Annotated in this window: 24 protein-coding genes and 2 pseudogenes; 17 read left to right on the top strand and 9 right to left on the bottom strand. The window is 57.5% G+C overall.

Translation table 11 applies throughout. The features are described 5' to 3' along the window. Position 1: 1 nt before the first annotated feature. Positions 2-1,333, bottom strand: a complete 1,332-nt coding sequence (locus RHE_RS21210) for an iron-containing alcohol dehydrogenase (protein ID WP_011427326.1) — start codon at positions 1,331-1,333, stop codon at positions 2-4. 154 nt (positions 1,334-1,487) lie between these two features. Between RHE_RS21210 and RHE_RS21205 the strand changes: the two genes are divergently transcribed. The 3 genes and pseudogenes from RHE_RS21205 to RHE_RS34405 all read left to right on the top strand — a co-directional run. After that, positions 1,488-2,474, top strand: a complete 987-nt coding sequence (locus RHE_RS21205; RefSeq protein WP_042119508.1) for a sugar-binding transcriptional regulator — start codon at positions 1,488-1,490, stop codon at positions 2,472-2,474. A 210-nt stretch (positions 2,475-2,684) separates the two neighbouring features. Then, positions 2,685-4,175 carry a xylulokinase gene (locus tag RHE_RS21200; protein ID WP_011427324.1) on the top strand — a complete coding sequence of 497 codons (1,491 nt, stop codon included), beginning with the start codon at positions 2,685-2,687 and terminating at the stop codon, positions 4,173-4,175. 26 nt (positions 4,176-4,201) lie between these two features. After that, positions 4,202-4,384, top strand: a pseudogene (locus RHE_RS34405) (DinB/UmuC family translesion DNA polymerase); the annotation flags it as partial. Between the two features lie 461 nt (positions 4,385-4,845). Here RHE_RS34405 and RHE_RS33730 read toward each other — a convergent pair. Continuing rightward, positions 4,846-5,076, bottom strand: coding sequence for a hypothetical protein (locus RHE_RS33730; RefSeq protein ID WP_165779395.1), 231 nt, complete (start codon positions 5,074-5,076; stop codon positions 4,846-4,848). Positions 5,077-5,219: 143 nt separating this feature from the next. Here RHE_RS33730 and RHE_RS21190 point away from each other — a divergent pair, with 143 nt between their 5' ends. The 5 genes from RHE_RS21190 to RHE_RS21170 all read left to right on the top strand — a co-directional run bounded on the left by RHE_RS21190 (position 5,220) and on the right by RHE_RS21170 (position 10,163). Continuing rightward, positions 5,220-6,836, top strand: coding sequence for an amidohydrolase family protein (locus RHE_RS21190; protein WP_225882628.1), 1,617 nt, complete (start codon positions 5,220-5,222; stop codon positions 6,834-6,836). Positions 6,837-7,210: 374 nt separating this feature from the next. Further along, positions 7,211-7,516, top strand: coding sequence for a DUF2604 domain-containing protein (locus tag RHE_RS21185; protein ID WP_011427321.1), 306 nt, complete (start codon positions 7,211-7,213; stop codon positions 7,514-7,516). Beyond that, on the top strand, positions 7,513-8,130 hold the full coding sequence (locus tag RHE_RS21180) for a putative metal-binding protein (RefSeq protein ID WP_011427320.1): 618 nt from the start codon (positions 7,513-7,515) through the stop codon (positions 8,128-8,130). The genes RHE_RS21185 and RHE_RS21180 overlap by 4 nt, the downstream gene beginning before the upstream one ends. Before the next feature lie 119 nt (positions 8,131-8,249). After that, positions 8,250-8,615, top strand: a complete 366-nt coding sequence (locus RHE_RS21175) for a Mov34/MPN/PAD-1 family protein (protein WP_239789428.1) — start codon at positions 8,250-8,252, stop codon at positions 8,613-8,615. A gap of 3 nt (positions 8,616-8,618) precedes the next feature. Next, entirely contained in the window at positions 8,619-10,163 is a 1,545-nt protein-coding gene (locus RHE_RS21170; RefSeq protein WP_011427318.1) for an E2 ligase fold family C protein, read from the top strand. A gap of 155 nt (positions 10,164-10,318) precedes the next feature. On the opposite strand, the pseudogene RHE_RS34090 reads toward RHE_RS21170, so the two are convergent. Continuing rightward, positions 10,319-10,497, bottom strand: a pseudogene (locus RHE_RS34090) (transposase domain-containing protein); the annotation flags it as partial. Between the two features lie 45 nt (positions 10,498-10,542). Here RHE_RS34090 and RHE_RS34085 point away from each other — a divergent pair. The 8 genes from RHE_RS34085 (at position 10,543) to RHE_RS21135 (ending at position 18,822) form a co-directional block, all read left to right on the top strand. Beyond that, positions 10,543-10,680 (top strand): hypothetical protein, encoded by a 138-nt coding sequence (locus RHE_RS34085; protein ID WP_176539351.1) that lies wholly within the window; start codon positions 10,543-10,545, stop codon positions 10,678-10,680. Positions 10,681-10,882: 202 nt separating this feature from the next. Next, positions 10,883-11,254 carry a TIR domain-containing protein gene (locus RHE_RS21165; RefSeq protein ID WP_042119579.1) on the top strand — a complete coding sequence of 124 codons (372 nt, stop codon included), beginning with the start codon at positions 10,883-10,885 and terminating at the stop codon, positions 11,252-11,254. Next, positions 11,255-12,241, top strand: coding sequence for a caspase family protein (locus tag RHE_RS21160; RefSeq protein ID WP_011427315.1), 987 nt, complete (start codon positions 11,255-11,257; stop codon positions 12,239-12,241). It begins immediately after the preceding gene. Between the two features lie 7 nt (positions 12,242-12,248). Next, complete coding sequence (locus RHE_RS21155) at positions 12,249-12,524, top strand: hypothetical protein (protein ID WP_042119506.1); 276 nt, start codon at positions 12,249-12,251, stop codon at positions 12,522-12,524. Positions 12,525-12,910: 386 nt separating this feature from the next. After that, positions 12,911-13,768, top strand: coding sequence for a DUF3800 domain-containing protein (locus RHE_RS21150; protein WP_166486932.1), 858 nt, complete (start codon positions 12,911-12,913; stop codon positions 13,766-13,768). Positions 13,769-14,136: 368 nt separating this feature from the next. Continuing rightward, a complete protein-coding gene (istA, locus tag RHE_RS21145) occupies positions 14,137-15,663 on the top strand; it encodes an IS21-like element ISRel16 family transposase (protein ID WP_011427313.1) in 1,527 nt (508 codons plus the stop codon). Positions 15,664-15,674: 11 nt separating this feature from the next. After that, on the top strand, positions 15,675-16,412 hold the full coding sequence (gene istB, locus RHE_RS21140) for an IS21-like element ISRel16 family helper ATPase IstB (protein ID WP_007539334.1): 738 nt from the start codon (positions 15,675-15,677) through the stop codon (positions 16,410-16,412). 487 nt (positions 16,413-16,899) lie between these two features. Next, positions 16,900-18,822 (top strand): DUF4236 domain-containing protein, encoded by a 1,923-nt coding sequence (locus tag RHE_RS21135; protein WP_011427312.1) that lies wholly within the window; start codon positions 16,900-16,902, stop codon positions 18,820-18,822. Here RHE_RS21135 and RHE_RS21130 read toward each other — a convergent pair. Genes RHE_RS21130 through RHE_RS21110 form a run of 5 tightly spaced genes read right to left on the bottom strand, consistent with a single transcriptional unit; the run spans position 18,816 to position 23,420 of the window. Then, a complete protein-coding gene (locus tag RHE_RS21130; protein ID WP_011427311.1) occupies positions 18,816-19,976 on the bottom strand; it encodes a COG3904 family protein in 1,161 nt (386 codons plus the stop codon). The genes RHE_RS21135 and RHE_RS21130 overlap by 7 nt on opposite strands. A gap of 24 nt (positions 19,977-20,000) precedes the next feature. Continuing rightward, positions 20,001-20,654: a His-Xaa-Ser repeat protein HxsA gene (hxsA, locus tag RHE_RS21125; protein ID WP_011427310.1), complete on the bottom strand. Its 654-nt coding sequence runs from the start codon at positions 20,652-20,654 to the stop codon at positions 20,001-20,003. Continuing rightward, complete coding sequence (gene hxsC, locus RHE_RS21120) at positions 20,651-21,733, bottom strand: His-Xaa-Ser system radical SAM maturase HxsC (RefSeq protein ID WP_011427309.1); 1,083 nt, start codon at positions 21,731-21,733, stop codon at positions 20,651-20,653. Before hxsC ends, hxsA begins: the two co-directional genes overlap by 4 nt. Further along, a complete protein-coding gene (gene hxsB, locus RHE_RS21115) occupies positions 21,730-23,136 on the bottom strand; it encodes a His-Xaa-Ser system radical SAM maturase HxsB (protein ID WP_011427308.1) in 1,407 nt (468 codons plus the stop codon). The genes hxsC and hxsB overlap by 4 nt, the downstream gene beginning before the upstream one ends. After that, positions 23,133-23,420 (bottom strand): hypothetical protein, encoded by a 288-nt coding sequence (locus RHE_RS21110; protein ID WP_063503094.1) that lies wholly within the window; start codon positions 23,418-23,420, stop codon positions 23,133-23,135. The genes hxsB and RHE_RS21110 overlap by 4 nt, the downstream gene beginning before the upstream one ends. A 539-nt stretch (positions 23,421-23,959) precedes the next feature. On the opposite strand from RHE_RS21110, the gene RHE_RS21105 reads away from it, so the two are divergent. Then, positions 23,960-25,117 (top strand): site-specific integrase, encoded by a 1,158-nt coding sequence (locus RHE_RS21105; RefSeq protein ID WP_183740841.1) that lies wholly within the window; start codon positions 23,960-23,962, stop codon positions 25,115-25,117. Positions 25,118-25,197: 80 nt separating this feature from the next. Here RHE_RS21105 and RHE_RS21100 read toward each other — a convergent pair whose 3' ends face one another. After that, entirely contained in the window at positions 25,198-26,154 is a 957-nt protein-coding gene (locus tag RHE_RS21100; RefSeq protein WP_011427306.1) for a hypothetical protein, read from the bottom strand. Between the last annotated feature and the right edge of the window lie 301 nt (positions 26,155-26,455).

Here is a 26,455-nt window from a genome sequence, read left to right as displayed (position 1 = left end):
CCTACACCTCCCCGGCAGCGAAGTCCTCGAGCAGCCCCGCATCGGCGGCTATATCGAGGAAGGCGTAGCGATTGCGCATTTCGCGGCAATGCACGAGCGCCTCTCTGTATGTTTCCACTGGTAAGCCGAGATCGGCTGATGTCATCGGGCCTCCGGCATCTCTTAGAAGCTGCTCCATGTCTTCAACCGGAAGCGCAAAGGCTTTCAGCTCTTGGCGCAGCGTCGGCCAGATATCGGCCAGCTTTTCGTTGATTTCAGCGGCGGCCCGCGCATCGAAGGCCTTCGGCTGGATTTCTTGCCAGCATTGGGCAGCAATCTCGTGGCCCATGCGGGCGTTCATACCCTCTCGGTCGATCTTGGTGGGGCGGATCACCGGTGGCTTTTCGCTATCGAGGAATAGGCGTTGCAACCTTGCCATCGAGAGGGTCGCAACGCCGACCTGCTGGCCATGCAAGGTCCCCGGATGCTTCTCTCCGGCAAAGCAGTCTATATAGTGTGACACCTGGTGTTCACCCATCGAACCGTGGTTCGACATGCCCGTGAAGGACACGCCGAGACCGCACATTGTCAGCACCCGGTGCAGGTAACCATTGGCGGCGATATCGCCGTTGGCGATACCCTTGGCGCGTGTATTGAGCTCCTGCTCATCTGCATCCTGAATGATGTAGGGTACCTTGGAATAAAGGCTGCCGATCAGCCTGTGAGACATCCACCAGTCAACCTGCGCCACCGAACGCACGAGGCAATCGGCAAAGCCGGCGGCCGAGAGATAGGCCGGAGCTGCGGCATTGACGTTGAGATCGATAAAGAAGCCGGACGGTGCATGGGACGGCAAAGACACTTTCAGACCGCTTTTCAGCGTGATCGAAGCCGTCGTAGACGTATATCCGTTCATCGAGGCCGCCGTACCGAACACGGCATAGCGGCGATTGGTGCGGCCGGTAACGAACTTGCAGAGATCGTTGATCGTGCCGGAGCCAACAGCCACGACGCCTTCGGCGCCGGCCAGCCTTTCGCTCAGATCTGCAACATTGGCCATGTCCGCATGGGGATGCTCGAGGATAACGGTATCCACCGGAGCAAGCGAACCCAGTGCCTTCGCCACGCGCGAGCCCATCGCATCCCAGGTATCGGCATCTGCAACAACCGTATAGCGATCGCCTAGCTCAAGGCCAGCAACCAGCGCTGCCTCGCGACCGTCCAGGCTCTCTTCAATGACGATCTTCTCGTAGGGAACGGATGCCAGCATGCCCGTTTCCGGGTTGCTCCACCTGCCGCCCACGATGTCATCAATCAACGCCGTCCAGCCGCCGTAAGGCATTGTGACTGCCATGCGATCCTCCTTTGCCGACACCGCCGCTCCCCCTCCAGGGCTTGCACTGCCGTCTTTCTGCGTTGGGAAGACAAAAGACAACCTTGATTGCCATTTGTCAATACACATGACAACAAAGATTGACAAAAGACACGCACCTCTGCCATATAGCCCCATGGGACGAGCAAAATCTTCAGTGAAACGCGGCGACGAAACCGGGACATCAGTGCCCACTGAGTTCGATGATACCGTGATGTGGGCGGCGTGGCTCTATTATGCCGACCAGCTGACGCAGAGCGAGATCGCGAAGCAGCTGAATGTCTCCCGCGCCACGATCGTCAACTACCTGCAGGAGGCTCGCGAGCGCGGGATTGTGTCCGTCGTCATCAACCCGAAGGCCGGCGGCCGTACCAGCGTTGCGCGGGCGTTGATGAGCAAATACGGGCTTTCCGGCGTCTTCGTCATTCCCAATGGCACGGATGAAAGCCTGTCCCAACGCCTCGGAGACGCCGGCGCCCGGGTGCTCGCAGACCAAATTGAGGACGGCGACGTCATCGGTGTTGCCTGGGGCCGTACGGTACTTGCCGTCGCGGATCAGATTGTCCTGACGCGGCCGCTATCGAACCTGACCGTGGTGCAGGTTTCCGGTAGCTCGACCGGCGAGCCGGAGTTTTCACCGGAACTTTGTACGTCGCTGCTTTCAAATCGCATCCAGGCGCGCTGCGTCAACCTCTTGGCGCCGGCCGTCTTGTCGACGCGCGAACTGAAAGCCGCGCTGCTCGCCGAACCCGTGCTTAAAAAGCAGATGGACCTGGTGCATTCTTGCAATCGCATCCTTTTTGGCGTCGGTGATCTGGGACCTCGCAGCACGGTTCGGGTCTCCGGGATCGCCAGTCAAGAAGAGATCGATGACTACGTCGCCCGCGGCGCCGCCGCGGTGATCATCGGCCGTTTTCTGGATGCCCACGGCGCCGCCGTCGAGGGGGATCATGACGACCGCATGGTCGGCATCACCCTTGGCGATCTGCGCCAGGTCCCAAGCCGGATCTGTGTTGCCGGGGGAGTGTCCAAATTACCCGCCATCGTCGCTACCCTTGAAGCGGGCTATGCGACACATTTTGTAACCGACGTCGCCACGGGAGAGGCGTTGCTGGAGCTTTAGGCATGTTTCGTAAAATTGCACCAATTTTGCAAAGCGACATGCGTAAAAACAAAGAACTAAAGCGTCAGGAGCAGACCTTAGAGACGAAACGCTTTCGCAGGACACCGCGTTCAGCGCGGTGTGAGGAGTGTTGGGTAAAGCCGACAGGAGGAGCCGGGGAACCGGCAAGGGAGATCGGCGGAGAGTACCTCCGTCTGTGGAGGAGCGTGCATGCGGCCTGACGAACGATACGTCATTGGCATGGATTCATCGACTCAATCGGTCAAGGCGGTTGCCTGGACCGCCGATGGCACACCCCGGGCAGAAGGTCGGGCCGCCCATGTCATTTCAACACCACATCCGCTGCATGCCGAACAGGATGCCGACGACTGGTGGACAGCGGCCTGCATGGCGCTTTCATCGCTGATCCGTGAGATCGACCCTGCCCGCGTGGATGGCATTGCGATATCAAACCAGCGCGAAACCATGGTTCTGCTCGACAAGGATCGAAAGCCACTTGCCCCGGCGACGCTCTGGCTCGACCGCCGCGCAAAGGACGTGGTGCGCACGCTTGCCGCGGAGATCGGTGCAGAGCGGCTCCACGCGATCACCGGCAAACCGATCGACGTCATCCCCTGCGTCTACCGTCTGCGGTTTTTCCACGAAACCCAGCCGGACCTTCTCGACAATGCCGCGCAGATTCTCAGTGTTCATGACTTCCTGACGCAGAAGCTGACGGGAGAAGCGCAGGCCAGCTGGACCAGCGGCGATCCTTTCGGGATTCTCGATATCGAAAAGAAAGTCTGGTCACGCGAGATCCTCGATCATCTGGGTATTCCGCTTGAAAAGCTGCCGCCACTGAACAGGCCGGGCTCCGCGATCGGCCGCGTCACAGCAGAAGCAGCGGCGGCAACGGGTCTTCGTCCCGGGACACCCGTCTTTGCCGGCGGAGGCGACGGAAACTGCGCAGGTCTCGGCGTCAATGCGATAAACCCCGGCGCTGTCTACCTGAACCTCGGCACGGCAGTCGTTGGCGGCGGGTGGTCGGAAACACCGGAACTCAGCCGCTACTGGCGCACCCTGGCCTCGCCCAGCGGCGAGGGCTATCTTCTGGAAAGCTGCCAGCGCGGAGGCGCCTATTTTGTGAACTGGCTTCTGGATACCTTCGCCGGCAGTCGTAACGGTGCCCGAATTTTCGAACGCCTTGAGGCTGAGGCAAACAGCCTTGGCGTTGGGTCGGGCGGCGTCACGGTCTGCTCCTATCTCGTAGGGTGCATGGATCCCCACTGGGACGAAAATGCGCGCGCAAGCTTCACCGGCATGGGGCCTGAAACCGGTATGGGGCATCTCTATCGCGCGTCGATGGAGGCGATTACGCTGGAGTTTGTTCGATCGCTCAATGAAATGCGGCGAAGGGACGTGGCAGCCGACCGTGTCTTTGTCATCGGAGGCGGCGCCAGCAGTGCGTTGTGGCGGCAAATGGTCGCCGATTCGACCGGCCTTCCCGTCATCCGCAGCCTCTCGAATGAAGCATCCGCTCTCGGCGCGGGCATGTCGGCTGCCGTTGGTGCCGGATGGTATTCAGGCTTTCATGCGGCCGCAGATGCAATGTCGCGCCTCGCCGAACAGGTTGATCCGGACCTTACGAAAAACCACGCCTGGGCGGAATTGTCGCACCGGCAAGCAAACGTTTATCTCTCGCTTCGCAAGCTGAACAGATAGTCTGCATGGCTTGCAAGCGTGTGGGTTACTGCGAGGCCATTGAGGTTGGCGCCAAGACCGTGACCATGAAGGTCAAATTTGCCGACTTCAACCAGATCACCCGCAGCACGACGGTTACGGCCCCCTTGCCGGCGATCACTGATCTTGAGGATTTCGTCGGCCTGTTGCGGCGCTGATCTTCCCGCCGCAAGCGCATTCGTCTGCTTGGCTGCCCTGGTCTTGCGGTCACACTCAAGATCGATGGAAAACTGCTTCGCATCATGGATGTCCACCTCAAGTCGAGCTGCGTGTCGCCATTCGACGGTGGAAATCTGGAGGAAAGTGGTAATCACTGCATGATCCTGCAGCAACAGATCGACCCGCTCGAAAGCTGGATTGAGCGCTCGGCGGCCGATGGCGCCAGGATCGTTCTCCTCGGCGATTTTAACCGCAATCTCTGGCACGAACTGCGCGACCAGCGGCCGGCCAGGACCGGCGCCAGCGGAACCTCATCGCCCGGCCGGCGGGCGTGCTGTCGCGGTCTCTAATAGAAGAATTCGCCGATGGTCAGCCGGCGGCTGCCAATCTCGAGGTTCTCGACGAGCACTGCCAGATCAGCGATGCCGGGCAGGCACTTTGCACCTAGGCCGAAATCCGCGACCTGACCATGCCGGAAACACAGTTGCTCGCATCAGACAGTTATCTCGAGTGCCGCAATCCGGTAGGCCTTGATCACATCCTCGTCGGCCCCGGAATCAAAGGCGATGGCCCGGCCGAACATCTGAGCATCGGAAACCTTGGTGGCAACAAAGCAGGCACCCCGAACGGGAAAGACCAAGTATTGGCTATTTCCGATCACTGCCCGATGATCGCCCGGCTGAATTTTTGAACCCTCGTGACGATCAGAACGCTTGGCGGGCATTTCATGTCTGCATTGCATCGAGGCCGAGTTGGGGGATGGTTATGTTACGTCGAACTTTTCTAACGCAGGCATCTTTGTCTGCTGTCGCATTGACTGCGGGTTGCGGACGACCGAGCCCGTCGGTACCGGGCGAAGGCGTCCCGTTGGTCGACGCTCACTGCCACGTCTTCAATGCGTCGGATCTGCCGACCACCCGCTTCCTGCGGCAAGTCGTCTTCGAAGATTTTCCCAAGCAGTCGGCCGCCCGCATTCTCGCAGTTCGTGATCCCGACGTGACCGACGAATTCATCGCACTTCTTCTGAAGCTACTCGGCACCGGTAGCGCACCGACGGCGGATGAGGAGATCGCGTTTCTCGAGACCGGACGGAACGGAAAAGCGGCCTCGCTGACGGTCGACAAAGCGCGCGCAGCGGCGGTCGAAGACACAAGCCAGCATCTCCTGGAACTCGATCGGAAGAGGCGGCGGATCGTTACGGTGGCAGACCCGGGCGATCTGTCGACACGATCATCTATCTCCGAGGAAAAGTTCCTAAATTATATGCTCGGTGACCCGATCAAGACTTTGCGCGCGAACGAACCGCTCACGATTGGAGAAGCCCGCGGAGCCAGCCAGCGCGCTTTCCTGAGGCAAGATCCTGTGGGGCGCTATCTCAATTGGTTCAGCCTGTTTCGCCTTTACCGGCACGTCCTTGTCGATCGCCTGGTTGCTGACAGCAAGGCACAGGGCTTCAATCCGCTCCTGTTAACGCCGGCGCTCGTCGATTATGATGAGTGGCTCTATGAAGATGTAGACTCTTCGCCCTTACCCCGGCAGATGGTAGTGATGGACCGGATTTCGCAGCGCATGGCGAAAGCTAAATCCGGTCCCGTCGTCCACGGCTACATGGGATTTGATCCACTCCGGGAAGTGGCATTCCGGAAAGGGAAAAGCAGCGTAAGCTCGCTTGCGACTGCCCATTCGGCTTTGATGAAACATGGTTTCATCGGCATCAAGCTCTACCCGCCGATGGGCTTTCGTCCCGAGGGCAACCAGCCGCCATATCCGGAGCGAACAGTGAAGAGCCTGGGATTTGAGCCCAACGAGGAACTCGATGCTGCGCTTCGAGACCTCTACAAGCTCTGTGTCGATGTTGATGCCCCAATATTGGCTCATGGCTATTCGTCGAACGGTTCCGGTCCAGATTATGCAAAGCGGGGCGATCCGGCCTACCGGATCCCCGTGTTCAAGGAGTTCCCCAAGTTACGGGTTTGTATCGCGCATTTCGGTCGTTTCCGCGCACGGTCGGCTGGACGGGAAGGAATGCCTTTGCCGGATGGCAGTTGGGAATGGCGGCTGGGTGAATTCATCAAGGAAAATCCCGGCGGGAACGTGGTCGCCGACATCAGCTATTTTTCGGAGGTGCTTTCGGCTGGCTCGAAAGAACGAGACTTCCTTGCGAGGTCCTTCAACAAATGGCTGGAAAAATTCGACAGCGGTTGCGATCACATCGTTTACGGGAGCGATTGGATAATGCTTGGGAAGGAGGCAGGCTATAATCACTATATCGAAAGCGTGAACGCCTTCCTGCGCACCGACTGCGGTCTTTCGGACGATATTTGCGACAAGATCTTCCGTCGTAATGCGCTTCGTTTCCTTCCCTTGGAACGAGGAACACTCGGGCGCGAGCGACTTCTCGCCTACTATCGAACAAATGGACTGGATGAGGGTCGCCTTCCCTCTGCAAGCTCGCGCCTGGTCGCCAGTCTCTTTGGTCGGTGAACAAGCAGCGACCGGCTCATTGTACCGAACGTGAGCGCCTTGAAGGGATCAGAACCAACGACCCTGTTGTTACTAAGCCTTCCGTCTCGCATCCCCTCGTAGCAGACATCGGCTCGGTCTGAACTAGCGCGACCGATTCGGAAGCGGGTGCGGGCTGCTGCTCACGTTGTACGCAGACGGTCGATCAGCGGCAAAGATCTCGAATGGCGCATAGCAGACGCCGTTTGGAAGCCAGGAACTCAAGATAATCGCACGCGACACCTTAGCAGCCCGAAATTAAGCCGAAGCGAAGGGCCTGTCAGACTACTACAGGTTTACTCGTAATTTTATTCAGTTAAACTTTAGATACGAATCGCTCAATTGATGGAGTAAGCATGGCAAAGTCTCCGAATACTGCTCCTGAGGCTGCGGGCAAAAAAACCGGATCGAAGAACAAGATAACCTTGACGATTGTTGTGAATGGCGAACCGGTTTCTGTTGAAGCCAATGTTAATGCACCTCTTCATACAGCAATCGCCAAGGCGCTGGAGGAATCAGGCAACGTAGGGCAGCCTCCTGAGAATTGGGAACTCAAGGATGAGAACGGGACAGTGTTCGACGCGAGCAAGAAGATTGAGGATCTTGGAATTACAGCCGGACAGAAGCTATTCCTGAGCCTTAAGGCTGGAGCCGCAGGTTGACCGAAAGTCAGTTCGTCGACGAGGCGGTTTCTCGACGAAAGTTCGAACGCGAAGTCGCACAGTATCGGGAGCTTGAAGACTCGTATCGCCGGCGAGGTTGGTTCCTTTTGGACGCCACGTTTCCTACTGTCTTGGTTTTGTTTGTCGCATTGAAGGTCACACCCCGGTCGCTTGTGTGCGCGGTACGCCTGGATTTCACGAACTACGACCTTGAGCCACCGTCGGTGACGTTCGTTGATCCCTCAACTGGGACTGCATTGCCGGCGAAAAGCCTGGGTTTTAAGATGCTGCGTCTCAACGGTTTGAAAGAAGCGTCGCCAGAAACCGTAACCACTCTGGCGCAACAACAGCGGCTATCTGTTCAAGAGCTGCTTCAGGCCCATAGCCCCGACGAGACCCCGTTCCTTTGCCTTCCCGGGGTTCGAGAATATCACGATCATCCGGCTCATACAGGTGACTTATGGCTATTGCATCGTCGCTCTGGCGAAGGCTCGTTGCACTTTATTCTCGAACAAATTTGGGCCAGCGGGATCAATCCAATACGGATGCTAGAGTACCAAATTCAAATGAACTTCTCAGGCTTCCAGATGGACGCAGCGGCTCTACCCAGGTAATTGGTCTCGCCGCTGTCGAACGCTTCGTAGTCCCGCGCGCGGCCGTCAACGATGTGCATGAGCATCTGGCAGAGGTAGGCCGCTCTGGATACGAGGGACTGGGGCTCTGGGTGGGGACCGTGGCAGCCGAAATCGCAACCGTCGAGCGAGCGCTCATCCCTCAGCAACGCCTTATTCGATCCGCGGCGGGAGTCGGCGTTCACGTCGACGGAACCGAGTTGCATCGCATAAACATGTGGCTCTTCGATAACGGGCTTCGCATCCTCGCGCAGATTCACAGTCACCCTAGTGACGCGTACCACTCCGATACAGACGACGAATACGCGTTGGCAACGGCGGTCGGCTCGCTCTCGCTTGTCGTGCCGGACTTTGCGACAGGTCCCACTGATCTCTCGCAGACCGCTGTTTACCGGCTCGACAAAGCGGGAAAGTGGATGGCGGTGTCGCAGGAAACGGTGAACCGTCTCATAGAAATCGTGGATTGAAACATGGCATTGGCGAAATACTTCGTTCGCGCGGCCACGGCGGCGTCACAAATTCTCCAGGGCTTCGACCCCAAGGATTTTGAGGACCTGCTCAACGACCTAGTGATCGGAATTGCGTTTGATGAGCAGGCATGCGCGACCGAGGGCAGAGCGTCACTCGATCTCCTGGTCAGGTTGGTGGCGCGCCTCTATCCGACCATTTGCCTGTTGCCTTCGGGAGAGGAGGCAAAAAAGCTAGCCAAGAATCTCGCCTCACTGGCTCGCTCAATCAACGAAGACATCACAATCGCTCGCCGTGGATCATCGGCGCTTTCGCATTGTCTGGTTGTTGGCTCTACCAACCCCGAAATCTCCTGCCCAAAGTTCTTCCTCGGCTCTGACGGGTGGATTGCAAAATTCTCCCCAGAGGAGCCGGTCGGAACCGCCGGCAGTAACAATGCTTTCGGCGCAGGTGCCGCCGCGTGCATTGCTGCGTCGAACTTATTTCGACATATATTCAGAGATCAGATCCCCGGTGCGACAGTGGACAAGGCGGTCACGTTTTCCTTGTTTGACTACGCTCCTGGCTCGCGCGCTAACCCGCCACTTTCCGACACCGCGCTCGATGATTTATTCCTTCTCGGGCTAGGCGCGATCGGTAACGGCGCAGTGTGGGCGCTCTCCCGCGTTCCGCACTTGCAAGGGCACTTGCAGGTGGTTGATGGCGAGCAGGTAGACCAAGGGAATCTTCAGCGTTACGTGCTGGCGCTCGAGCGGGATATTGGCCAGAGCAAGGTGAAGCTTGCTTGGCGATACCTGAAAGCTCAACGCAACCTTACAATCGACGGCCATAGCGCCAGATGGCAAACGCTGCCAATCATCCGCTCCATGCAGCATGTGGCAGTCGCACTAGATACGGCGGCGGATCGAATTGCCGTACAAGGTACGCTACCTCGCTGGACTATCAATTCTTGGACTCAGCGCGGTGACCTCGGAGTGTCGCACCACGGATTTGAGGGGGAGATGGCATGCCTTGCATGCTTGTATATACCGAACGGAACGGTTCCCGACGAGGACCAAGTCATTGCCGAGGCCCTCGGCCTCGAGGACCGGAAAATAGATATAGTGCGACCTATGCTTCACGATGGTGCCCCCGTTAGCGAGGAATTGATGCGAGATATCGCAAGCCGGCTGACAGTCCCCGTTGAGCCACTCCTTCAATTCGTAGACCAGCCCTTGAGGAACCTTTACCGAGGCGCCATCTGCGGCGGCGTTGTGTTTGAGCTCACAGCTGGGAGCAAGCCGGTGCGTGTCGAGGTTCCGATGGCTTTCCAGTCGGCGATGGCCGGCATCATGCTGGCCGGAGAAATCATCAAGCAGGCGGCAGGCAATGCGCCAGATTGGACCACTGCCAAACTTAATTTGCTACGCAATATCCCTAGTGACATAGTCACAGAGCGGCGCAAGAAGGATCGGCTGGGTCGCTGCATTTGTCAGGATGAGGATTACTTAGACGTTTACCGCGCCAAGTACCAGGCACCGGAGGTAGGCGGCTTCGGCAAAAAATGATCCTTGTTTGCCGACAAATCAGTCCTCAGAGTCGCGCTATCCCGTCCTTCACGTCACGTCGCTAGATGGAGCTGTACTGCGATGCTTACTTAGCAGCCGCAACATTCACTTTCACGGCCGTATCTCTCGACGGTTCATACGGTGGAGGCCGCAGGTCAGGCCGCTTGAGCGTCGATGGTCGGCGGTGTCCAATTCCACGGAAGCAGTTGCTCCAGCCTGGCAATAAGCGTGTCAGCGACGCGGCAAGAACGTCGGCAAGCCATGCTTGCGGCTCGATGTTGTTGAGCTTTGCCGTCATGATCAGTGTGGCCATGCAGGCGGCACGATCTGCACCGCTCGGTTTGAAGCCGGGCCTGCAGATCGTCGATGAGCGGTAAACGTGACTGCGGCGGCGCTCCAAGCGTTAATCGGCGGCGGCAAGCCCGTTGATATCCCGCTCGATGTCGAACAGGGCATCGATTCAAAGTCCGAGTTCGACAGGTTCGGCAACCGCCAAGCCGGTACTAAGACCGGCTGAGACCAGCGACGCTGAAAGCGGCGATGTCGCCAACAAAAACGACCAATTTTGCTAAAGGCGCTCTTGATTGACCGAGGCCGTAGGGGCGGCGGCGGGGGCTGAAGACCGGCAAGAACAACTTTTTCTGCTCGTCGTCGTTACTACTCGCTCGGATTTTTTGATAGTGTTCCAGAAAGAGAATCAGTCGGAAGGTGGGGCACGCATGGCCGACAAGAAAGTTGTTTTTGTAGCATTTGCGATCGAAGACGTTCGTTGCCGCGACTACCTCAAGGGTCAGTCACTCAATACCCGCTCCCCATTCGAATACGTGGATATGTCGGTGAAGGAAGCTTACGATGAGGATTGGAAAGCGCGCGTGCGAACCCGCATCAGGCGGTCAGACAGCGTGCTTGTTCTCGTCAGTGAGAACTCACTCAAGTCGAGTGGTCAGAAGTGGGAGATCAAGTGCGCAAGGGAAGAGGGAAAGCTGGTGCGCGGGATGTGGTGCTACAAGGACGACCGCACCAAGATCGAAGGCCTAAATACCATGGTCTGGACTTGGGACAATATCGCGAACTGGATCGATAGCCTCTAAATGCGCAAAGCTCTCGTCGTCGGCATTGACTACTACGATAATGTGTCGCCGCTCTATGGGTGTGTGAACGATTCCTTCGCGGTCAAATCCATGCTCGACCGCCATGCTGACGGATCGGTGAATTTCGGCGTCCGCCATATCACAGGCACCGGCCCAAATGACATGGTTCCGAGGGAAGAGCTTCGGATCGCGATCAAGGAGCTTTTCGCTGGAGATGGCGAGGTCTCGCTGCTCTACTTCGCGGGTCACGGGCACGTCGAGGCGACGGGCGGCTATCTCTGCTCGTCCGAGGTGAAGACCGGCAACGACGGCGTCTCGCTGGCGGAGATCATGACGATGGCCAACAATTCTAAGATCGCCAACCGTGTCATCATCCTCGACAGTTGCCATAGCGGCGTAGCTGGAGGGAGCGCGCTTCAGCAGAAGGTTGCGGAGATCAGCGATGGCGTCAGCATTCTCACAGCCTCCACCGACGAGCAGTATGCCAGCGAGGAGAACGGTGCCGGGGTCTTCACTTCCCTTCTGGTAGACGCGCTTGGCGGGGCTGCAGCCAACCTGATTGGTGAAGTCACCCCTGGCGGCGTGTACGCTCATGTCGATCAGTCACTCGGGCCATGGGCACAACGCCCTGTTTTCAAAACCAACGTGAAGCGCTTCGTGTCTCTGCGGAAGGTTCGGCCGCCGCTTGAGCTCGGCGAGCTGCGGAGGATTTCCGAATTCTTCCCGTCGGCTGGGTACCAGATGCACCTTGACCCCACCTACGAGCCGGAGCGGCCGGACACGTGGGCGACCGATCCACGAGGCATTCCCGCTCCCGATCCGGATCACAACGCCATCTTTGCTATCCTGCAGAAGTACAACCGCGTCGGCTTGCTGGTCCCCGAGGAAGCTCCGCACATGTGGCATGCCGCCATGGAGTCGAAGACTGTTCGACTGACTGCCCTCGGAGAGCACTACAGGCGGCTGGCGGCGAAGGATCTGATATAGACGGCTGATGAAACGGAAAGAAATTGAAGAGGCCCTGCAGCGCACTTTGGAAGGCCTAGCGCATATCGAACACGAGCGCTGGTCGCACTGGCAGAAGTACATGCATGCTAAGGGAATCCGGCAGACCGATGGAAGTCTGCTAATACCTGCCGACCTTGTCGCGCAGTGGGATCGTCAGATCGCGACGCCATATGCGGAGCTGTCCGAGAATGAGAAGGAGAGCGACCGCGACCAGGTGCGGAAATATCTCCCCGCGATCATCGAAGCCCTATGTCCTAAGTGAAAAGGCTAGGAAACTCATTTTCTCACCGATCGGGTTAATTGGAGCAAGGTCGCGCTGCAACGCCGGCTGATCTGACGGCGCAATGAGATCTGGATTCCGCACATTTTTATCTAGCCTACGATGGCAACCACCTGATTTGTATCCGGGAGACCAGTTCATTGATCGAAGCCGACGTGGCCGATGTATATGGAAAGCTGACGTACCACTGGCTGCTGTTCTTGACCATTCTGCCGACCGCCTTCGTCAGGATTGAATCAGCCGCCTGACTGCCCCCAGCTTCGTGCGATATTCCTCACCAACCGCCGCAAGCTTGAGCAGGTGCTAAGCGACATCAAGGTGGATGGTAGTGAGCAAAAATTATGTATTTGCGGGTATTAGTAGTCGAGTTGAACGAATCCTATGGACTGCCACGAGAGATTGCTTTGCCTGTCACCTTGAACCTCTACCTCGACGATTCCGGAACTAGACATCCCACCCACAAGGTCGGGAAGAAAGCGGCGCACGGGTATGACTGGTTCGCACTCGGTGGAATCCTGGTTCGAAGTGACGAAGAGGACAACGCCCGAGATCTTCACGCAAAGTTCTGCGAGAAATGGGAAATCACGGCGCCCTTGCACTCGTCGGAAATCAGATCGCAGAACGAGAACTTCGATTTCCTGCGGGGCTGGGAGAAGGACAAGCTGGGAGCATTCTACGAAGAACTTTACATTCTAATGCGAGAGGCGCCCGTGGTGGGTATCGCGTGCACTGTCGACCGTCCCGGATACTGTGGACGATACCTCGAGCAGTACAAGCAGAATCCTTGGATGCTCTGCAAAACCGCCTTCACTGTCGTCGTCGAACGCGCCGCGAAATACGCTATCGCCCAAGGCATGAAGCTGCGCGTGCATCCTGAGCGCTGCAACAAGGCCGAAGATGCGGACCTAGAGGGCTATTACAAGGCTCTAAAGGCGGAGGGAATGCCGTTCGCTAAGGACAATTCCGATAAGTATGGCCCCTTGACCCCCGAGCGGTTTACCCAGGCGCTCTACGAGTTCAAGACCAAGCGGAAGACTTCACCGATGGCACAACTGGCGGATCTGTATCTTTGGCCGATCTGCATGGGCGGCTATCATGCCAGCAATCGTCCTTACCAGCGCCTGATCGGCGATGGAAAGCTGATTGACTGCCGTATTAAGGAAGACGAGCGGCCGATGCTCGGATCCAAATATAGCTGCTTTGAGAATATCGAGCGGAAGACCTAAAAACTCAAAAAGCCTCCGATGTTTCCATCGAGGCTTTTGGGCGACCGCAAAGGCGATCTCGTGGGCCAGGCCCGGCCGAATAACTATCGTACCCCATGATTTGTTGCAAGGAATTTTTCGTTAAACCGAATTAACCTGACGGTGGTCTGAACGAAACATTCGTCGAATCATGTATGCAGATTCCGAGGCAATCCGCCCCCGCATTCCGAAATGATGCCGCCCCCCAATTCCGAGAATTAACCGCCCCCTTGTTCCGAGATGATGCCGCCCCCTCATTGGGGCTGTTTGTCGGGGTGTCCTGCTGGTGAGACGTTCTTCCTTTCAGTTGCTCGAGAGGAAGGAACGCGATGCCAGCGGAGAGACTAAAGATGCGGCGTGTCCGCGAGATTCTGAGATACAGATTTGAGGAAGGCCTTGGCCACAAGTCGATTGCGGTGCGCGTTGGTACGGCGCCCTCGACGGTGCGCGAGACGTTGCGCCGTTTGGAGCGTGCCGGACTTTCCAGGCCTTTGGGCGACGATGTCAGCGATGCGGTGTTGGAGGCGGCTCTCTATAAGGCTGCCGGCACGAAGACCGGTCACCGTCGCAGTGTCGAGCCGGATTGGGCGCATGTTCACCGGGAGCTGAAGCGCAAGCATGTGACGCTGCAGATCCTCTGGGACGAGTATATCGGCCTTCATCCCGATGGATATCGCTACAGCCGCTACTGTGATTTGTATCGCGCTTGGGCGGTGAAGCTGCCGGTGACGATGCGCCAGGATCATGCGGCTGGCGAAAAGCTGTTCGTCGATTATGCCGGCGACACAGTGACGGTGGTCGTCGACAGATTGTCGGGAAAGACGCGACAGGCGCATCTGTTCGTTGCGGTGTTGGGGGCATCGAGCCTGTCATTTGCACACGCCCGCTGGAGCGAAACACTTCCCGACTGGATTGAGTGCCACCTGCTGGCGCTTGAGGCGTTTGGTGGCGCGCCGGCATTGCTTGTCCCTGACAACGCCAAAGTGGCCGTGATCAAGGCCTGCCATTTTGATCCGCAGGTCAATCGCACCTATGCCGGGATGGCAGCTCACTACGGAAGCTCTGTTCTTCCGACGCGACCACGCCGGCCGCGGGACAAGGCGAAAGTGGAGGCAGCGGTTCGCATTGTCGAGCGCTGGTTGCTTGGCCGAATGCGCCACCGCGTCTTCTACAGCCTTGCCGACGTCAATGCGGCAATCATGGAATTGCTCGCCGATCTCAACGACACCCGTGTTCTGCGTCGTGTCGGGCGCACAAGGCGACAGTTGTTTGAAGAGATCGACTATCCGGCCCTGCGGCCGCTTGCCGTCGAACGATACGTCTTTGCTGAATGGAAGATACGCCGGGCTGGGCTCGATTATCATGTCGATATCGACAAGCACTATTACTCCGTGCCCTATCGTTTTGCCCGTGAGCAAGTCGAGGCACGCATCACCGCCAATACCATCGAGATCTTCTACAAGGGCGAGCGGATTGCCGCCCACCGGCGTTCGAGCGGCAATGGCAAGCACACGACAACTCCCGAGCACATGCCATCATCCCATCGCCGCTTTGCCGACTGGACGATAGAGCGCATTAGCCGCGAGGCGTCGGCAATCGGATCGGACGTTGCATTGCTCTGCGAGCGTATTCTCGCTGATCGGCCGCATCCGGAACAGGGCTACAGAGCCTGCCTGGGCATTATCCGCCTCGTCAAAGCATTCGAACGCGAGAGGGTCAACGCGGCCTGCGGCCGAGCATTGGAAATCGGCGCTCGAACCTATGGATCGGTGCGCTCCATTCTCGACAATCACCTCGACCGATCTTCGTCATCAAGCACAGCATCACCCGAGCCGATCAATCACTCCAACATCCGCGGCCCCCGCTATTACCACTGAGGAGACGACATATGCTTGCACATCCCACCCTTGATAAATTGAATGCCATGGGCCTGACCGGCATGGCCAAGGCGTTCAACGAACTGATCAGCAACGGCGAGAGCGAACAACTCTCCCATGCCGAATGGCTCGGGCTGCTGCTCGAACGAGAATGGAGCTCGCGCCACGATCGCAAGCTTGCCGCCCGTCTGCGGTTTGCCAAACTGCGCCACCATGCTGTGCCTGAGGATGTCGATTACCGCAGCGAGCGCGGTCTCGATCGGGCGCTGTTCATGAAGCTGATCGGCGGCGACTGGATCGATGCCCACGACAACCTCGCGATCTGCGGGCCATCTGGCGTCGGAAAAAGCTGGTTGGCCTGTGCGCTCGGGCACAAGGCTTGCCGCGATGATCGCTCGGTTCTCTATCAGCGCGTGCCGCGGCTGTTTGCCAATCTTGCTCTCGCTCACGGCGATGGCCGCTATGCAAGGCTGCAGCGAACCCTCGGGCACGTCCAGCTCTTGATCCTCGATGACTGGGGTCTGGAACCGCTCAACGAGCAGGCTCGCCACGACCTTCTGGAGATCCTCGAGGATCGCTACGGCCGCCGCTCGACAATCATTACCAGTCAGCTTCCGGTATCAGCCTGGCATGAGATCATCGGCAACCCAACCTACGCCGATGCCATCCTCGATCGCCTCGTTCACAACGCCCATCGCATAGACCTATCCGGGGAAAGCTTGCGGCGAAATCAGCGCCGGAAATCTTGACTCGCTACACGAATGAACTGACAACAATCACTGCCAGCAGGACCCCAGCCTCAGGGGGGCGAGATCATCCCGGAATCCCGGGGCGCAATCATCTCGGAACAAAGGGGCGGCTTCATCGGAATCGGCAATCATGTACGAGCTGGCATCGCTCGTTCCCGCGTAACCTATCAGCAAGCGGCTGTTGTTGTCGACATACCCCCGCGCGATGAATTCCACGGTCACCGTCCCGCGCGGCTGCCGACTTCGTCGATCAGAAGCTCGATCCCGACCACCTTGCCCTTAGGATAGTTCCTTGGAAAACGATGATGTGTGCGAACCGGCACATCAGGCTGCGATGTTAATTTTTGTAGAATTGAACTGCCTTGCCGTTATGAGCTGTTGGCGGCTATCGATCGGGGCCGGACCTGAAAAGCCAAGTCACAAAATTCTTCGTTGCAGCCAGGAATCTGTGTAACATCCACGTTGCAATGGGACTGGGGGGCATGGGGTGCCATTCTACATACGCAAGTCAGTCAAGGCGGGACCATTCCGGTTTAATTTTTCCCAAGGAGGTATCGGCGTCTCTGTCGGCGCGAAGGGCTTAAGGGTCGGTACCGGATCTCGGGGCCACTATATCCATGCCGGACGAGGCGGACTATATTATCGAACGTCACTTGGCAATGCTGGCCAACGTCGACAGCGGGCTGTGAGCGAGCCACCGCCCGCTCAGGTCACTTTTGAAGTACCTGCGGTCAACATGATCGAGTTCGAGTCCGGTGACGTCTTGTTGATGCGCGACGAGAACTTTGACGAAGTGTTGGACGAAATCAACGCGAAGGCCAATCAATGGCGGTTGTCGGCTCTTTTCGGATGGCTCACGGCCCTCCTCGGCATCCTTGTGCTGGCGAAAGCGCCGCCAGTGGGGATTTGGGTGTTGATCGCGGCCCTTCCCGCCTGGGCGATCGGGTCATGGCTCGACTCCTACCGCCGGTCGACAGTTCTCTTCTATGATATCGATGGTCCGGTCGAGCAGGCATACAAGGAGACGATCGCGGCTTTCGATGACTTACGCTCCTGCGCCGGCAAATGGCATATCGAGGCTGGCGGTGCGATCAACGATCTAACGACCTGGAAAAGAAATGCAGGCGCATCCCACCTGGTAAAGCGAACCGCCACGAAGCTCGTCTACGCTTTACCCAAGGTTATCAAGAGCAATATAACGCCGCCCTCGATACATGTCGGCAAGCAGGTCATCTATTTCATGCCGGACGTTGCTTTGGTAGCCCACAATTCGCGCTTCGGTGCAATGTCATATTCTGATCTCCGCGCTCGCTGGCAGGCGTCACGGTTTATCGAAGATGGTCATGTCCCTCGTGACGCGAAGGTCGTCGACCACACTTGGCAGCACCCCAACAAGAATGGCGGGCCCGATCGGCGTTTTCGGAATAACCGCCAACTGCCTGTCTGTCTGTACGACACCCTTCATCTGCAAAGCGACAGCGGTCTCAACGAGGTACTGGAATTTTCGCAAGTGGGAAAGCTGGCTAGCTTTGTTGCCGGTTTCCAAGCTTTAGCGAGGGCAAAGATCGAGGCCTCACAAGCACCGAAGACGATCCCATCGACCGCAACGCCAGTATCGCCACCAGTGGCACTAAGTTCGCCTCTGCCGGATACACAGAGACGAAAGAGCGCTGTGCCTGCTATGGCCCTCATCATTGGCGGCATCTTTGGGCTTCCTATTGCTATCGCCGCACTCCAAAACGCGGAGAAATCGGCTAGGCCCGCCACAACGCAAGCCGCTGTTCCCACCGGTTCGGGGCAAGTTGCGTCGTCATCGTCAACGCCGGGAAGGCCCGCGGCCTCTGCGGCCGGTTCAGCACAGGTGGCATCATCACCGTCGACGATGGCCCCTGCCACAACCTCTTTTGGCTCCGCCTCGGAAACCAGCAACCTGGCACCCCCCATCCAGGCACCGAACGTTGACGCAACGGCGACAGCAGATGGTCAGATATCTTCGACACCTGCCGCCCTTCGGGCTGATCAGGAGCCCGCACCCGATCCTGCGATCTTTGAGACGCTCGCGGCGGCCGCGACTGCGCCCGCCGCGTCTACGGCAGTTGCGACATCAGAGCCGCCTGTCACGCCTTACATCGCCCCACCGGAACCGAAGTTCGCCTACATGAAGCAGCCCTTCCAGCTGAGGGATGGACCCGGTGCAAAATACATCCCCGTCGGGGCAGTCGGCCAGAATGCTTTGCTCGCCATCCTTGAGACGGAAAGCGGATGGGTCCATGTCTCTGGTGGTCCGTCAGCGATGGGATGGGTACCGAAGGAGCTGCTTGGTCAACGTCCAGTTTCGCGTCCAGCAACCAAGCCCAAGGTGCAGAACACCTTCCAGCCCCCGCCCGCGTTTGGTGGTCGGACCTATTGAAGAGTGCACGGTCCCCAAGTCGCATCGGCTTTGCGGCACCAGCCGCTGTTGCTCAATTCCGTCAGAAGCAGTGCTTGTGAATTACAAGCGTCCTGCGCGTAGGACAACGAGCACGCAGCGTTGTCGGTCAGCCAGCGACGAATAATCCGATCTGGTCCAGCTACCGAATTATCCTTGGTCGTGATCTTACCGTTCTCCGCCAGAATTTTGTGGGTCGCGGGGTCCCATGTCATCACCGCGTTCACCGCGCCAGAGGAGGATTTTTTACGTGAGGGGCTGTAGGTATACCAATCGACCACAGCGACGACGGTACAGATATCAAAGCATGCTGCGTGTGCTGTGCCAGACCGCACGGCATAAATGCGCACAGGCCACCGTTCAGCGAACTGTTGCTTCTCATTTAGGACGTCCGCCTTCGAGCGCGGGGAGCCGTAATAGACAACGGAGTCTCCATAGTTGTTCTCGAGGAAGGACATTCCTTCGTTCGTCGACCAGGTCCGCTGTGTTTCCAGGAAAAACTGGAGCGCGGCTCCGTTCAATGCTGTCGAGGGCGCCTCGTTGGATACGGCAGTTTCTTCCGCCGTCGGTGCCACATAGGGGGTAGGCTGCCCCGTCACGAGACCAAAGCCAGCCATGTCGATCAGCGACAGCACCCGTCGATCACCGTCGGCCAGACTGGTGACAAACGTGAACAAGGTGGGGTCGAGGCCCATGTCCGCAAGGTAGGCCTTGTATCTTTCGGTTCCGGTTTGCAGGCCCGAGCTTCCCGGCGAGAGAAGTGTTCGATCAACGAGCATCGAGGCGTCTTCCGCATAACGCCGCACTCCACCGGCAAAAGCGAGTAAGCATGCAGACTCGCACTTCGAACCCGAAACTTGCAGCGTCGAAATCTTCATCCGACGAATAGCCCGGCCATATCCGATCGCGGCATCTGTATCACCGCCCGGCGAATTGAACGCGATGAATTTCGGAGCGCTGTTCTTGATTTCGGCTTCGAGCTTATCAGGAAGATCGCTGGGCTCGAACGTTCCTTGAATCAACAAGATGTCGTTGTTCGCCGCTTTCACGTGGGCAAATCTGATCGCTGCGTGACTGGGGCTTGCGATTAGCGCGGCCAATGAAATCAGGCAGGAAATGAAAACAGACGAGCGCATCGCTCCCTCCCTAATCTGATCGGATCAGTTTGTTGAAATACCAAAAGCTGTGAGAACTTGAGGCGTGATCGTTCCGGTCACCTTCAGCCCATAGGCATCCTGCATTTTATTAAGTCCAACCCTCGTTGCGGCGTCGACCTGCCCTGTTATCGGGCCGCCGAAATAGCCGAAGGCAACCAGAGCGGTCTGAACCTGAATAACGATACGCCGAAATTTGTCTGAGTTGCCCGGCAACGTCTTCAGGGGCATTGGGGCTGTATTCACCGCGGAGGATTGCGGGGCAACCCCCGTCGAATAGCTGCCAGTCGAAGTCGTCGCCGGTATGTTGGGAGTCGTCGGTAGACTTCTGATGACCGGTCCCGGATTGGGCGAATAGCTCGGCGTCGGGTCGGGCTGCGTATAGGTCGTGCTGTTGTTGTAGTCGCCGCGCGGCACAACGTATCCGCCCCCAGAGCCTGACGCATGGCTCGCGTGACTAGCATGACTGCTATGACTTGCGTGGCTCGAATGTGAGCTATGACCAGCGAGGGTGTAGGCCTGCTTGACCCGCAGCCGCTCAAAGAGAGTGGGTTCTGGCTTCTTTTGGGTAAGGCCGACAAGTGGCGCTGCATCGCCTTTCGACGGCATGAACCCAGCCGCAATCAATGACGGCAACAGGTAAACCTTGCGCTTCTTCATTGTCGTGACAGTCCCCCAAATCCCTGATCAGCTTTATACCATTCAAAAAATCCACCACAAGTAGAGCGCAACGTACACTCGCCGCACTCTTCCAGGAATTTGTTCTTCCAGTCTGAAATCGTGCTTGGTGCCAAATGCCGGTACGGTGGGGGAACCGTGCAAAGCGGGAAATTATAAAGAAGAGTATGAATACCGCGCCCAATCGCGAGATTGATGGCGCTCCCCAGTTGGCCGAAATCCAGCGACGTATCCTTGAACGAATGCGCCCAATTCATTCTGCCGTAACCGATATTTTCTAGTTGCATGATGGCCCAGACATCAATGAACGGAAGCCGGGTCGAGGCGTAGTCCGCAAGCTGTGGCAACACATCCCAGTTCTGCTGAAGGACAACCGTCCGAAGCTCGACGGCCGCCCCGGCCCTCATTAGCGTCACGAAATTCTGCGACAACGTTTCAAACGCACCCCGCTTTGCAACGATGCTGTCGTGAAGTTCGGCATGAGGCGCATACAATGGAATGCCCCACAACACGCGCTCCCTTCCGACCCCATCAATTATGGCAATGTCGCCAGGTTCGAAAAACTGGCCGTTGGTCAAAACATGAAATGAGATGTCGGGTCGAGCCTTCGCGGCGACTGCGAGGAATTGAAACAGTCTTCGTTTGTGCAGCAGCGGCTCGCCGCCAGATATCGTGATGCGCGCGTTTTCCGGGGCCAAGGTGGCGGCGACTGTGAATTGGTCGAAGAGGTCGACGTGATATTTCTTCGGAGGCTGCGAGCACATCACGCAGAGCTGGTCGCATTGCTCGGTCACCAGGAAGGTGTTGTGCCTCGACCCTGCTCGCAGCAATCGATGAGCCGAGTTTCGACCAGGTACTAGAAGGAGCACGTCGCCGTCGAGATCAGTTTGGGGATCGCAGTAAACTCGAAGCGAATAGCCCGCGAGATCGAAGATTTGACTCTCGTGGTCACGATCGATCAGGACAGCATCATGCTCACTCTCCACCGTGTCGGTGCGCAGGCGAACGATACTTGGATGGTCGATTGGAACGTCATCGATCTTAAGCCGCAAATCGATCATCTGTGTATCGGAGCCAGCGAAGGATCGAACTCCGGAATTTCGGCCCATGCCGCAAGGCTCTTGTGAGCTTTTTTGTCATCCGAATAGAGCAGCTCGAATATCTTGTCGAAGATCGCGGTATGGCGTCGGCAGAAGGTAGTGTCACGCTTCGGCACGTCGATACGACCGTACCGGGAGAGGTCGTCGATCACGTCAATGCCGCAGGCCGCTTGGTATGGACAGTGGATGCAATCTGGATGGAACGAGTTAGTCGCTTCCTCATTCAGGACATCCAGCTTTGCCTGATCGATGCCATCCCAAAGATTGCCGACACTCAGGTCGATCTGCCCCACTCTCGTCACCATCCTGGCTTCGTCCGACGGATAAAACGTGCCGTCGAAATCGATGACCAGGTAGTCCTTACCGAGGATGTTCGGGTTGCGAAGGTCCACATGGTGGTTATGGCCGCCGCGCAGCACCCGGCGAAGACAATGCGTGAAGTAGAATTCCTCGACAGGGAAATCTGCTGTCCAATTGTGCTCGATCAACGCATCGATGAATCGGCCATGACAGTCGTTCCATCGCTCATCCATGCCCATTGTCCGGTATCGCTTCCGAGCGAAACCTTGATGGTTGATAGGCCGGAGGAAAATGGAACGAAAGCCGAAGTCACCGAACGTCTCAATGATCTGGTTCGGGGTTGGCAAATTGTTGACATCAAGCGTGGGCAACGCCGACACTTTACCTTGCCCTAGCCTTCCGATCCCATAGCGAAGGTTCGAAACAAACTGGTCGGTGTCACGGGATGTGATTGTCCGCTGCCGTTGGTGAGCCGAAAGTTCGCCATCAAGCGACGTACTAATCAATGTGTCCGAAGCGTCGAGAAACGCCCAGGCTTCATCGGAAACAGACTGCAGATTGGTGCAAACGGTGAAGCTTACGTCCTTGAATTTGCGCCGCGCAAACTCTCGAACCGTCTCCAGCAAATCCAATCGCAAAAGCGGTTCGCCGCCTTGAAACTCGATTTTCGCACTTGCCGTGTCCATGCCATCGAGAAAACGAAGAACCTGGGCGAGCGTGTCCTCGGTCCAGTCAAACCCACTGGTGTTTTCGTTGACCCGCGACACCTGGCAGTAGCCGCACGCCAAATTGCAGCGAAGTGTCGGCACGAGGATGACGTAGTTCAGCTCCTGCGGACGATGCAGTCGCTGTGCCCACCGATATGCAAATCCGATATATGCTGGGTCGCCGACTTCATCGAATGCATGCCCGTTCGAATGAAGAAACTCGGTGTCTGAGGCGGTCAAATTGCCACCGACGTATCGCTCGAGGAAGTTGCGATCTCCCCGAAAATACCCACCGGCGTCGTCAGCGAAGAGGTAATCAGAAGCCAACCGCGTGAATTTCAGTGGGAAGACGGTCATCGCCCGAGAACACCGCTGATGAGAGCCCGTCGAAGGGAAAGCGTCTCCGAATAGATTTTCTCACGGTAGAGGCAGTGGTGAAAATTTGCGATCAACGTGTCGATGGGCGAGGTACCGTCATCGGATAAAGTAATTTGCTTCGAGACCTCGACCCTTACCGCAGCATTCGCTGCATTGAAACGAAGGATGGCCGCAGCAAGGTAAGGTCGATGCGCTTCATCGACATCGATCAAAGTGCGTCGTTCAACTCTCTGGATCGGCGTGCTGGATTCTGTTCTTTCCATCGGACAATGGCAATCGACTTCCTCTCCGTATCACTGTAGCAACTCAGCCGCTTGATCACCAGATGGTTGTATTGCATTTTCCCGAGAATAACAGGGTGTCCATTACTCATCTTCTGGGGCCGGAGATCAATTCTGAAAGAAAGTGATCTCGATTTCCTTCCGCAGGAAGGCGGCGCTCACCGCAAAAATCATGAACCGGGAGGCGGCATAGGCCAGACGGCCCACTGGCTGAGTGCTTAGCCTCGGTCAGAATACTCTGTCGGCTCATTTCGCAGCGTGCGCTGCCGGCAAGTTAACCGAAGCTTGAGATTTTTATACGTCATTAACTATATGAATTAATGTTGTTCTTTTCCAAAACGGAAGCGACGTCAGCATTTGTTTCCGTCGTCCGTTATGGCATCGGCGCGCATGGCTAACCTCCGATAAGTACTGCTTATCGGAAGTGATTGATAAAAGCCCGCAAATCAGCGAGAACGGTGTCATTGCACGGTCAGCGCCACCGTTTTGACCGCCGCATTCCACCGATTCAGGAGCGACCTTTGGACATCATCCTTGCCCCGACCGCAGCACCGGATCCGGTGGCCCGGCGGGCCGAAGCGCTCGACACCATCGCCGCGGTGCTGCCGATCGACCGGCGCGACAAGCTCGCCGAAATCCTCACCGACCAGGACGTCGAGACGCTCAAACACCTGGTCAACGAAGGGATGGGCGCCAATACGCTGCGGGCACTGACTTCCGACCTGGCCTACCTCGAAGCCTGGTGCTTGGCGGCGACCGAAACTCCCCTGCCCTGGCCGGCGCCGGAAGCGCTGCTGCTGAAATTCGTCGCCCATCATCTCTGGGACCCGGCACGGCGCGAAACCGATCCCGAGCACGGCATGCCGACCGCAGTCGACCAGTCCTTGCGAGACGGGGGCTTCCTCCGGTCACCAGGGCCGCACGCGCCCGACACCGTGCGCCGGCGGCTGGCGAGTTGGTCGACGCTGACCAAATGGCGCGGCCTTGATGGAGCCTTCGCCTCCCCTGCCCTCAAGTCGGCGCTTCGTCTCGCCGTGCGGGCCGTCCCCCGGACGCGCCGCCGCAAGAGCGCCAAGGCGGTCACCGGCGACGTACTGGCGAAGTTGCTGGCGACCTGCGGCGAACAGAGCCTACGCGACGTTCGCGACCGGGCGATCCTGATGGTCGCCTTCGCCTCCGGCGGCCGCCGGCGCAGCGAAGTGGCCGGCCTGCGCAAGGAGCAGCTGACGATCGAGGCGCCGGTGACCGGCGACGACGGGATCGCCCTCCCCTCGCTGTCGATCCATCTCGGCCGCACCAAGAATTCCGGCGCCGGCCAGGACGAGGTCGTATACCTCACCGGCCGGCCGGTCGAGGCGCTGAACGCCTGGCTTGCGGCTGCCAAGATCGACGCTGGCAGCGTGTTTCGGGCGATCGATCGCTGGGGCCATGTTTCCAAGCGGGCGCTTGATCCGAAGGCGGTCAATGACATCGTCAAGTTGCGGGTGAAAATGGCCGGGCTGGAGGTGGGGGAGTTTTCCGCGCATGGGTTGCGGTCTGGATACCTGACCGAGGCTGCGAATCGCGGCATTCCCCTGCCCGAGGCGATGGAGCAGTCGCGACATCGGTCGTTGCAACAAGCAGCCAGTTACTACAACAGCGCCGGTCGTCGCAGCGGGCGGGCCGCACGACTTATTTAAGGATGAAAGTCCCATCTCGTCAAAAGTGACCAATGCTCCCGCGGCGCGCACCGAACGACTTAATTGTTGGTGCGTTTGAATCACCGATCTGGAAGAATGAAGATCCCGATTTTTGCGTTGTCGTCAGGTTCGTTTTCGCCAATCATTTTGTCGGCTCCGACGTTGCCATCGACGCCATGCTCTGAGCCAAAAAATGCCTTTCTCTTCTTAGCGGTTTGGAGATCGTAGAGCACGAAATGCGTCTCTGCCGGGTGAATGGTGGGAGAAGACAACGTTATGGGCATATCATCGAATGTGAACTCGGCCGCGATCTGGCAGAATTCCTTCTCGTAACAATCGAGTAGGATTTTGTGATTTGTTGAAGGAAAACTGTCCTTAAAAAGAACGTTGTATTTCGGTTTAAAATAACGAATTAAAGAGGCCTCGTATAGAGCAATTCTTTCGACAGCTGTAGTTCCGAGTATCTTCTCCTCACGAGCTCGATATTGTTTGTCGAAGGAATTCCGGTCACCGACAAATGAATTTATTTTCGTCAGAACCTCGGTAGCAGAATACACCTCGATGAGGAGGACCTGGAGCTGATATCCCTCTGGTGCACCCGTGATTGCCATTTTCTGCAGCGTCTCGTGCTTCCCCAAGCGGTCCAGCGCGGCGCGTGATCCGTCCGTTCCATAGGCTTGCCCTATATACTGAATCGAAAAGTCGGGCTTTCCAAATCGGCTGTAGAGTTGATGTGCGATCTGCGGGCTTTTCGGATCTATTGAAGCCGGGTCCATTCCCTCACGAACATCCCAGTCCAATTGGAACCCTTTGTCGAGAATTGAGAAGATTTGCCGCAGCCGAGATCCGTCAACCTGGCTTCCAAGAAAATTGATCGTCGGAAATAGACCAAGCATGTAAACGTGGCATTTGTCGAACAATTCAGCATGACGCGAGAGTTCCACCTCGTCGTATAGACTGGTCGCTGGGAAATGATAAAAGCTATGTGCATGCAGACCAAGCGTATGCGCAGCCGAGCGATCTTTACCGATGGCCAAAAGTTAATCCTCCAACCCGGTGGCGTCCTGCGGTGAAGCGTTCGTACTGCGGCCAAGTAGAGGAACAATTAACACCGCGATCAATTCAGTTCCGCTACGGGTCCCCATCAAATGCTTCTCCGTCTCCCCTGCCGCCGCCCCAGAGGTGATCACAGATCGCCGATCTTGATGCGCTCTTCCCATAGGCCCGCTCCATTTGGAAGACCGCAATATTATCCCCACGCTGCGACCTGTTGGGAGCTCCCAACAAAAGAGTTCCGTAGGCGATATCCGCGTCCAAAAACCTTGGAGAAGGCGGCGG

This window comes from Rhizobium etli CFN 42, from assembly GCF_000092045.1.
Classification (GTDB): Bacteria; Pseudomonadota; Alphaproteobacteria; order Rhizobiales; family Rhizobiaceae; genus Rhizobium; species Rhizobium etli.
The sequence above is the reverse complement of the archived record's forward strand: the minus strand, read 5'-3'. Positions and strand labels throughout refer to the sequence as shown.

Coding starts and splice junctions, on each gene's coding strand:
- RHE_RS21110 (WP_063503094.1), bottom strand. CDS start 23,420: ATGGAAAGAACAGAATCCAGCACGCCGATCCAGAGAGTTGAACGACGC.
- RHE_RS21210 (WP_011427326.1), bottom strand. CDS start 1,333: ATGGCAGTCACAATGCCTTACGGCGGCTGGACGGCGTTGATTGATGAC.
- RHE_RS21165 (WP_042119579.1), top strand. CDS start 10,883: ATGGCCGACAAGAAAGTTGTTTTTGTAGCATTTGCGATCGAAGACGTT.
- RHE_RS33730 (WP_165779395.1), bottom strand. CDS start 5,076: ATGCCCGCCAAGCGTTCTGATCGTCACGAGGGTTCAAAAATTCAGCCG.
- hxsA (WP_011427310.1), bottom strand. CDS start 20,654: ATGAAGAAGCGCAAGGTTTACCTGTTGCCGTCATTGATTGCGGCTGGG.
- hxsB (WP_011427308.1), bottom strand. CDS start 23,136: ATGACCGTCTTCCCACTGAAATTCACGCGGTTGGCTTCTGATTACCTC.
- RHE_RS21155 (WP_042119506.1), top strand. CDS start 12,249: ATGAAACGGAAAGAAATTGAAGAGGCCCTGCAGCGCACTTTGGAAGGC.
- istB (WP_007539334.1), top strand. CDS start 15,675: ATGCTTGCACATCCCACCCTTGATAAATTGAATGCCATGGGCCTGACC.
- RHE_RS21160 (WP_011427315.1), top strand. CDS start 11,255: ATGCGCAAAGCTCTCGTCGTCGGCATTGACTACTACGATAATGTGTCG.
- RHE_RS21170 (WP_011427318.1), top strand. CDS start 8,619: ATGGCATTGGCGAAATACTTCGTTCGCGCGGCCACGGCGGCGTCACAA.
- RHE_RS21130 (WP_011427311.1), bottom strand. CDS start 19,976: ATGCGCTCGTCTGTTTTCATTTCCTGCCTGATTTCATTGGCCGCGCTA.
- RHE_RS21200 (WP_011427324.1), top strand. CDS start 2,685: ATGCGGCCTGACGAACGATACGTCATTGGCATGGATTCATCGACTCAA.
- RHE_RS21205 (WP_042119508.1), top strand. CDS start 1,488: ATGGGACGAGCAAAATCTTCAGTGAAACGCGGCGACGAAACCGGGACA.
- hxsC (WP_011427309.1), bottom strand. CDS start 21,733: ATGATCGATTTGCGGCTTAAGATCGATGACGTTCCAATCGACCATCCA.
- RHE_RS21185 (WP_011427321.1), top strand. CDS start 7,211: ATGGCAAAGTCTCCGAATACTGCTCCTGAGGCTGCGGGCAAAAAAACC.
- istA (WP_011427313.1), top strand. CDS start 14,137: ATGCGGCGTGTCCGCGAGATTCTGAGATACAGATTTGAGGAAGGCCTT.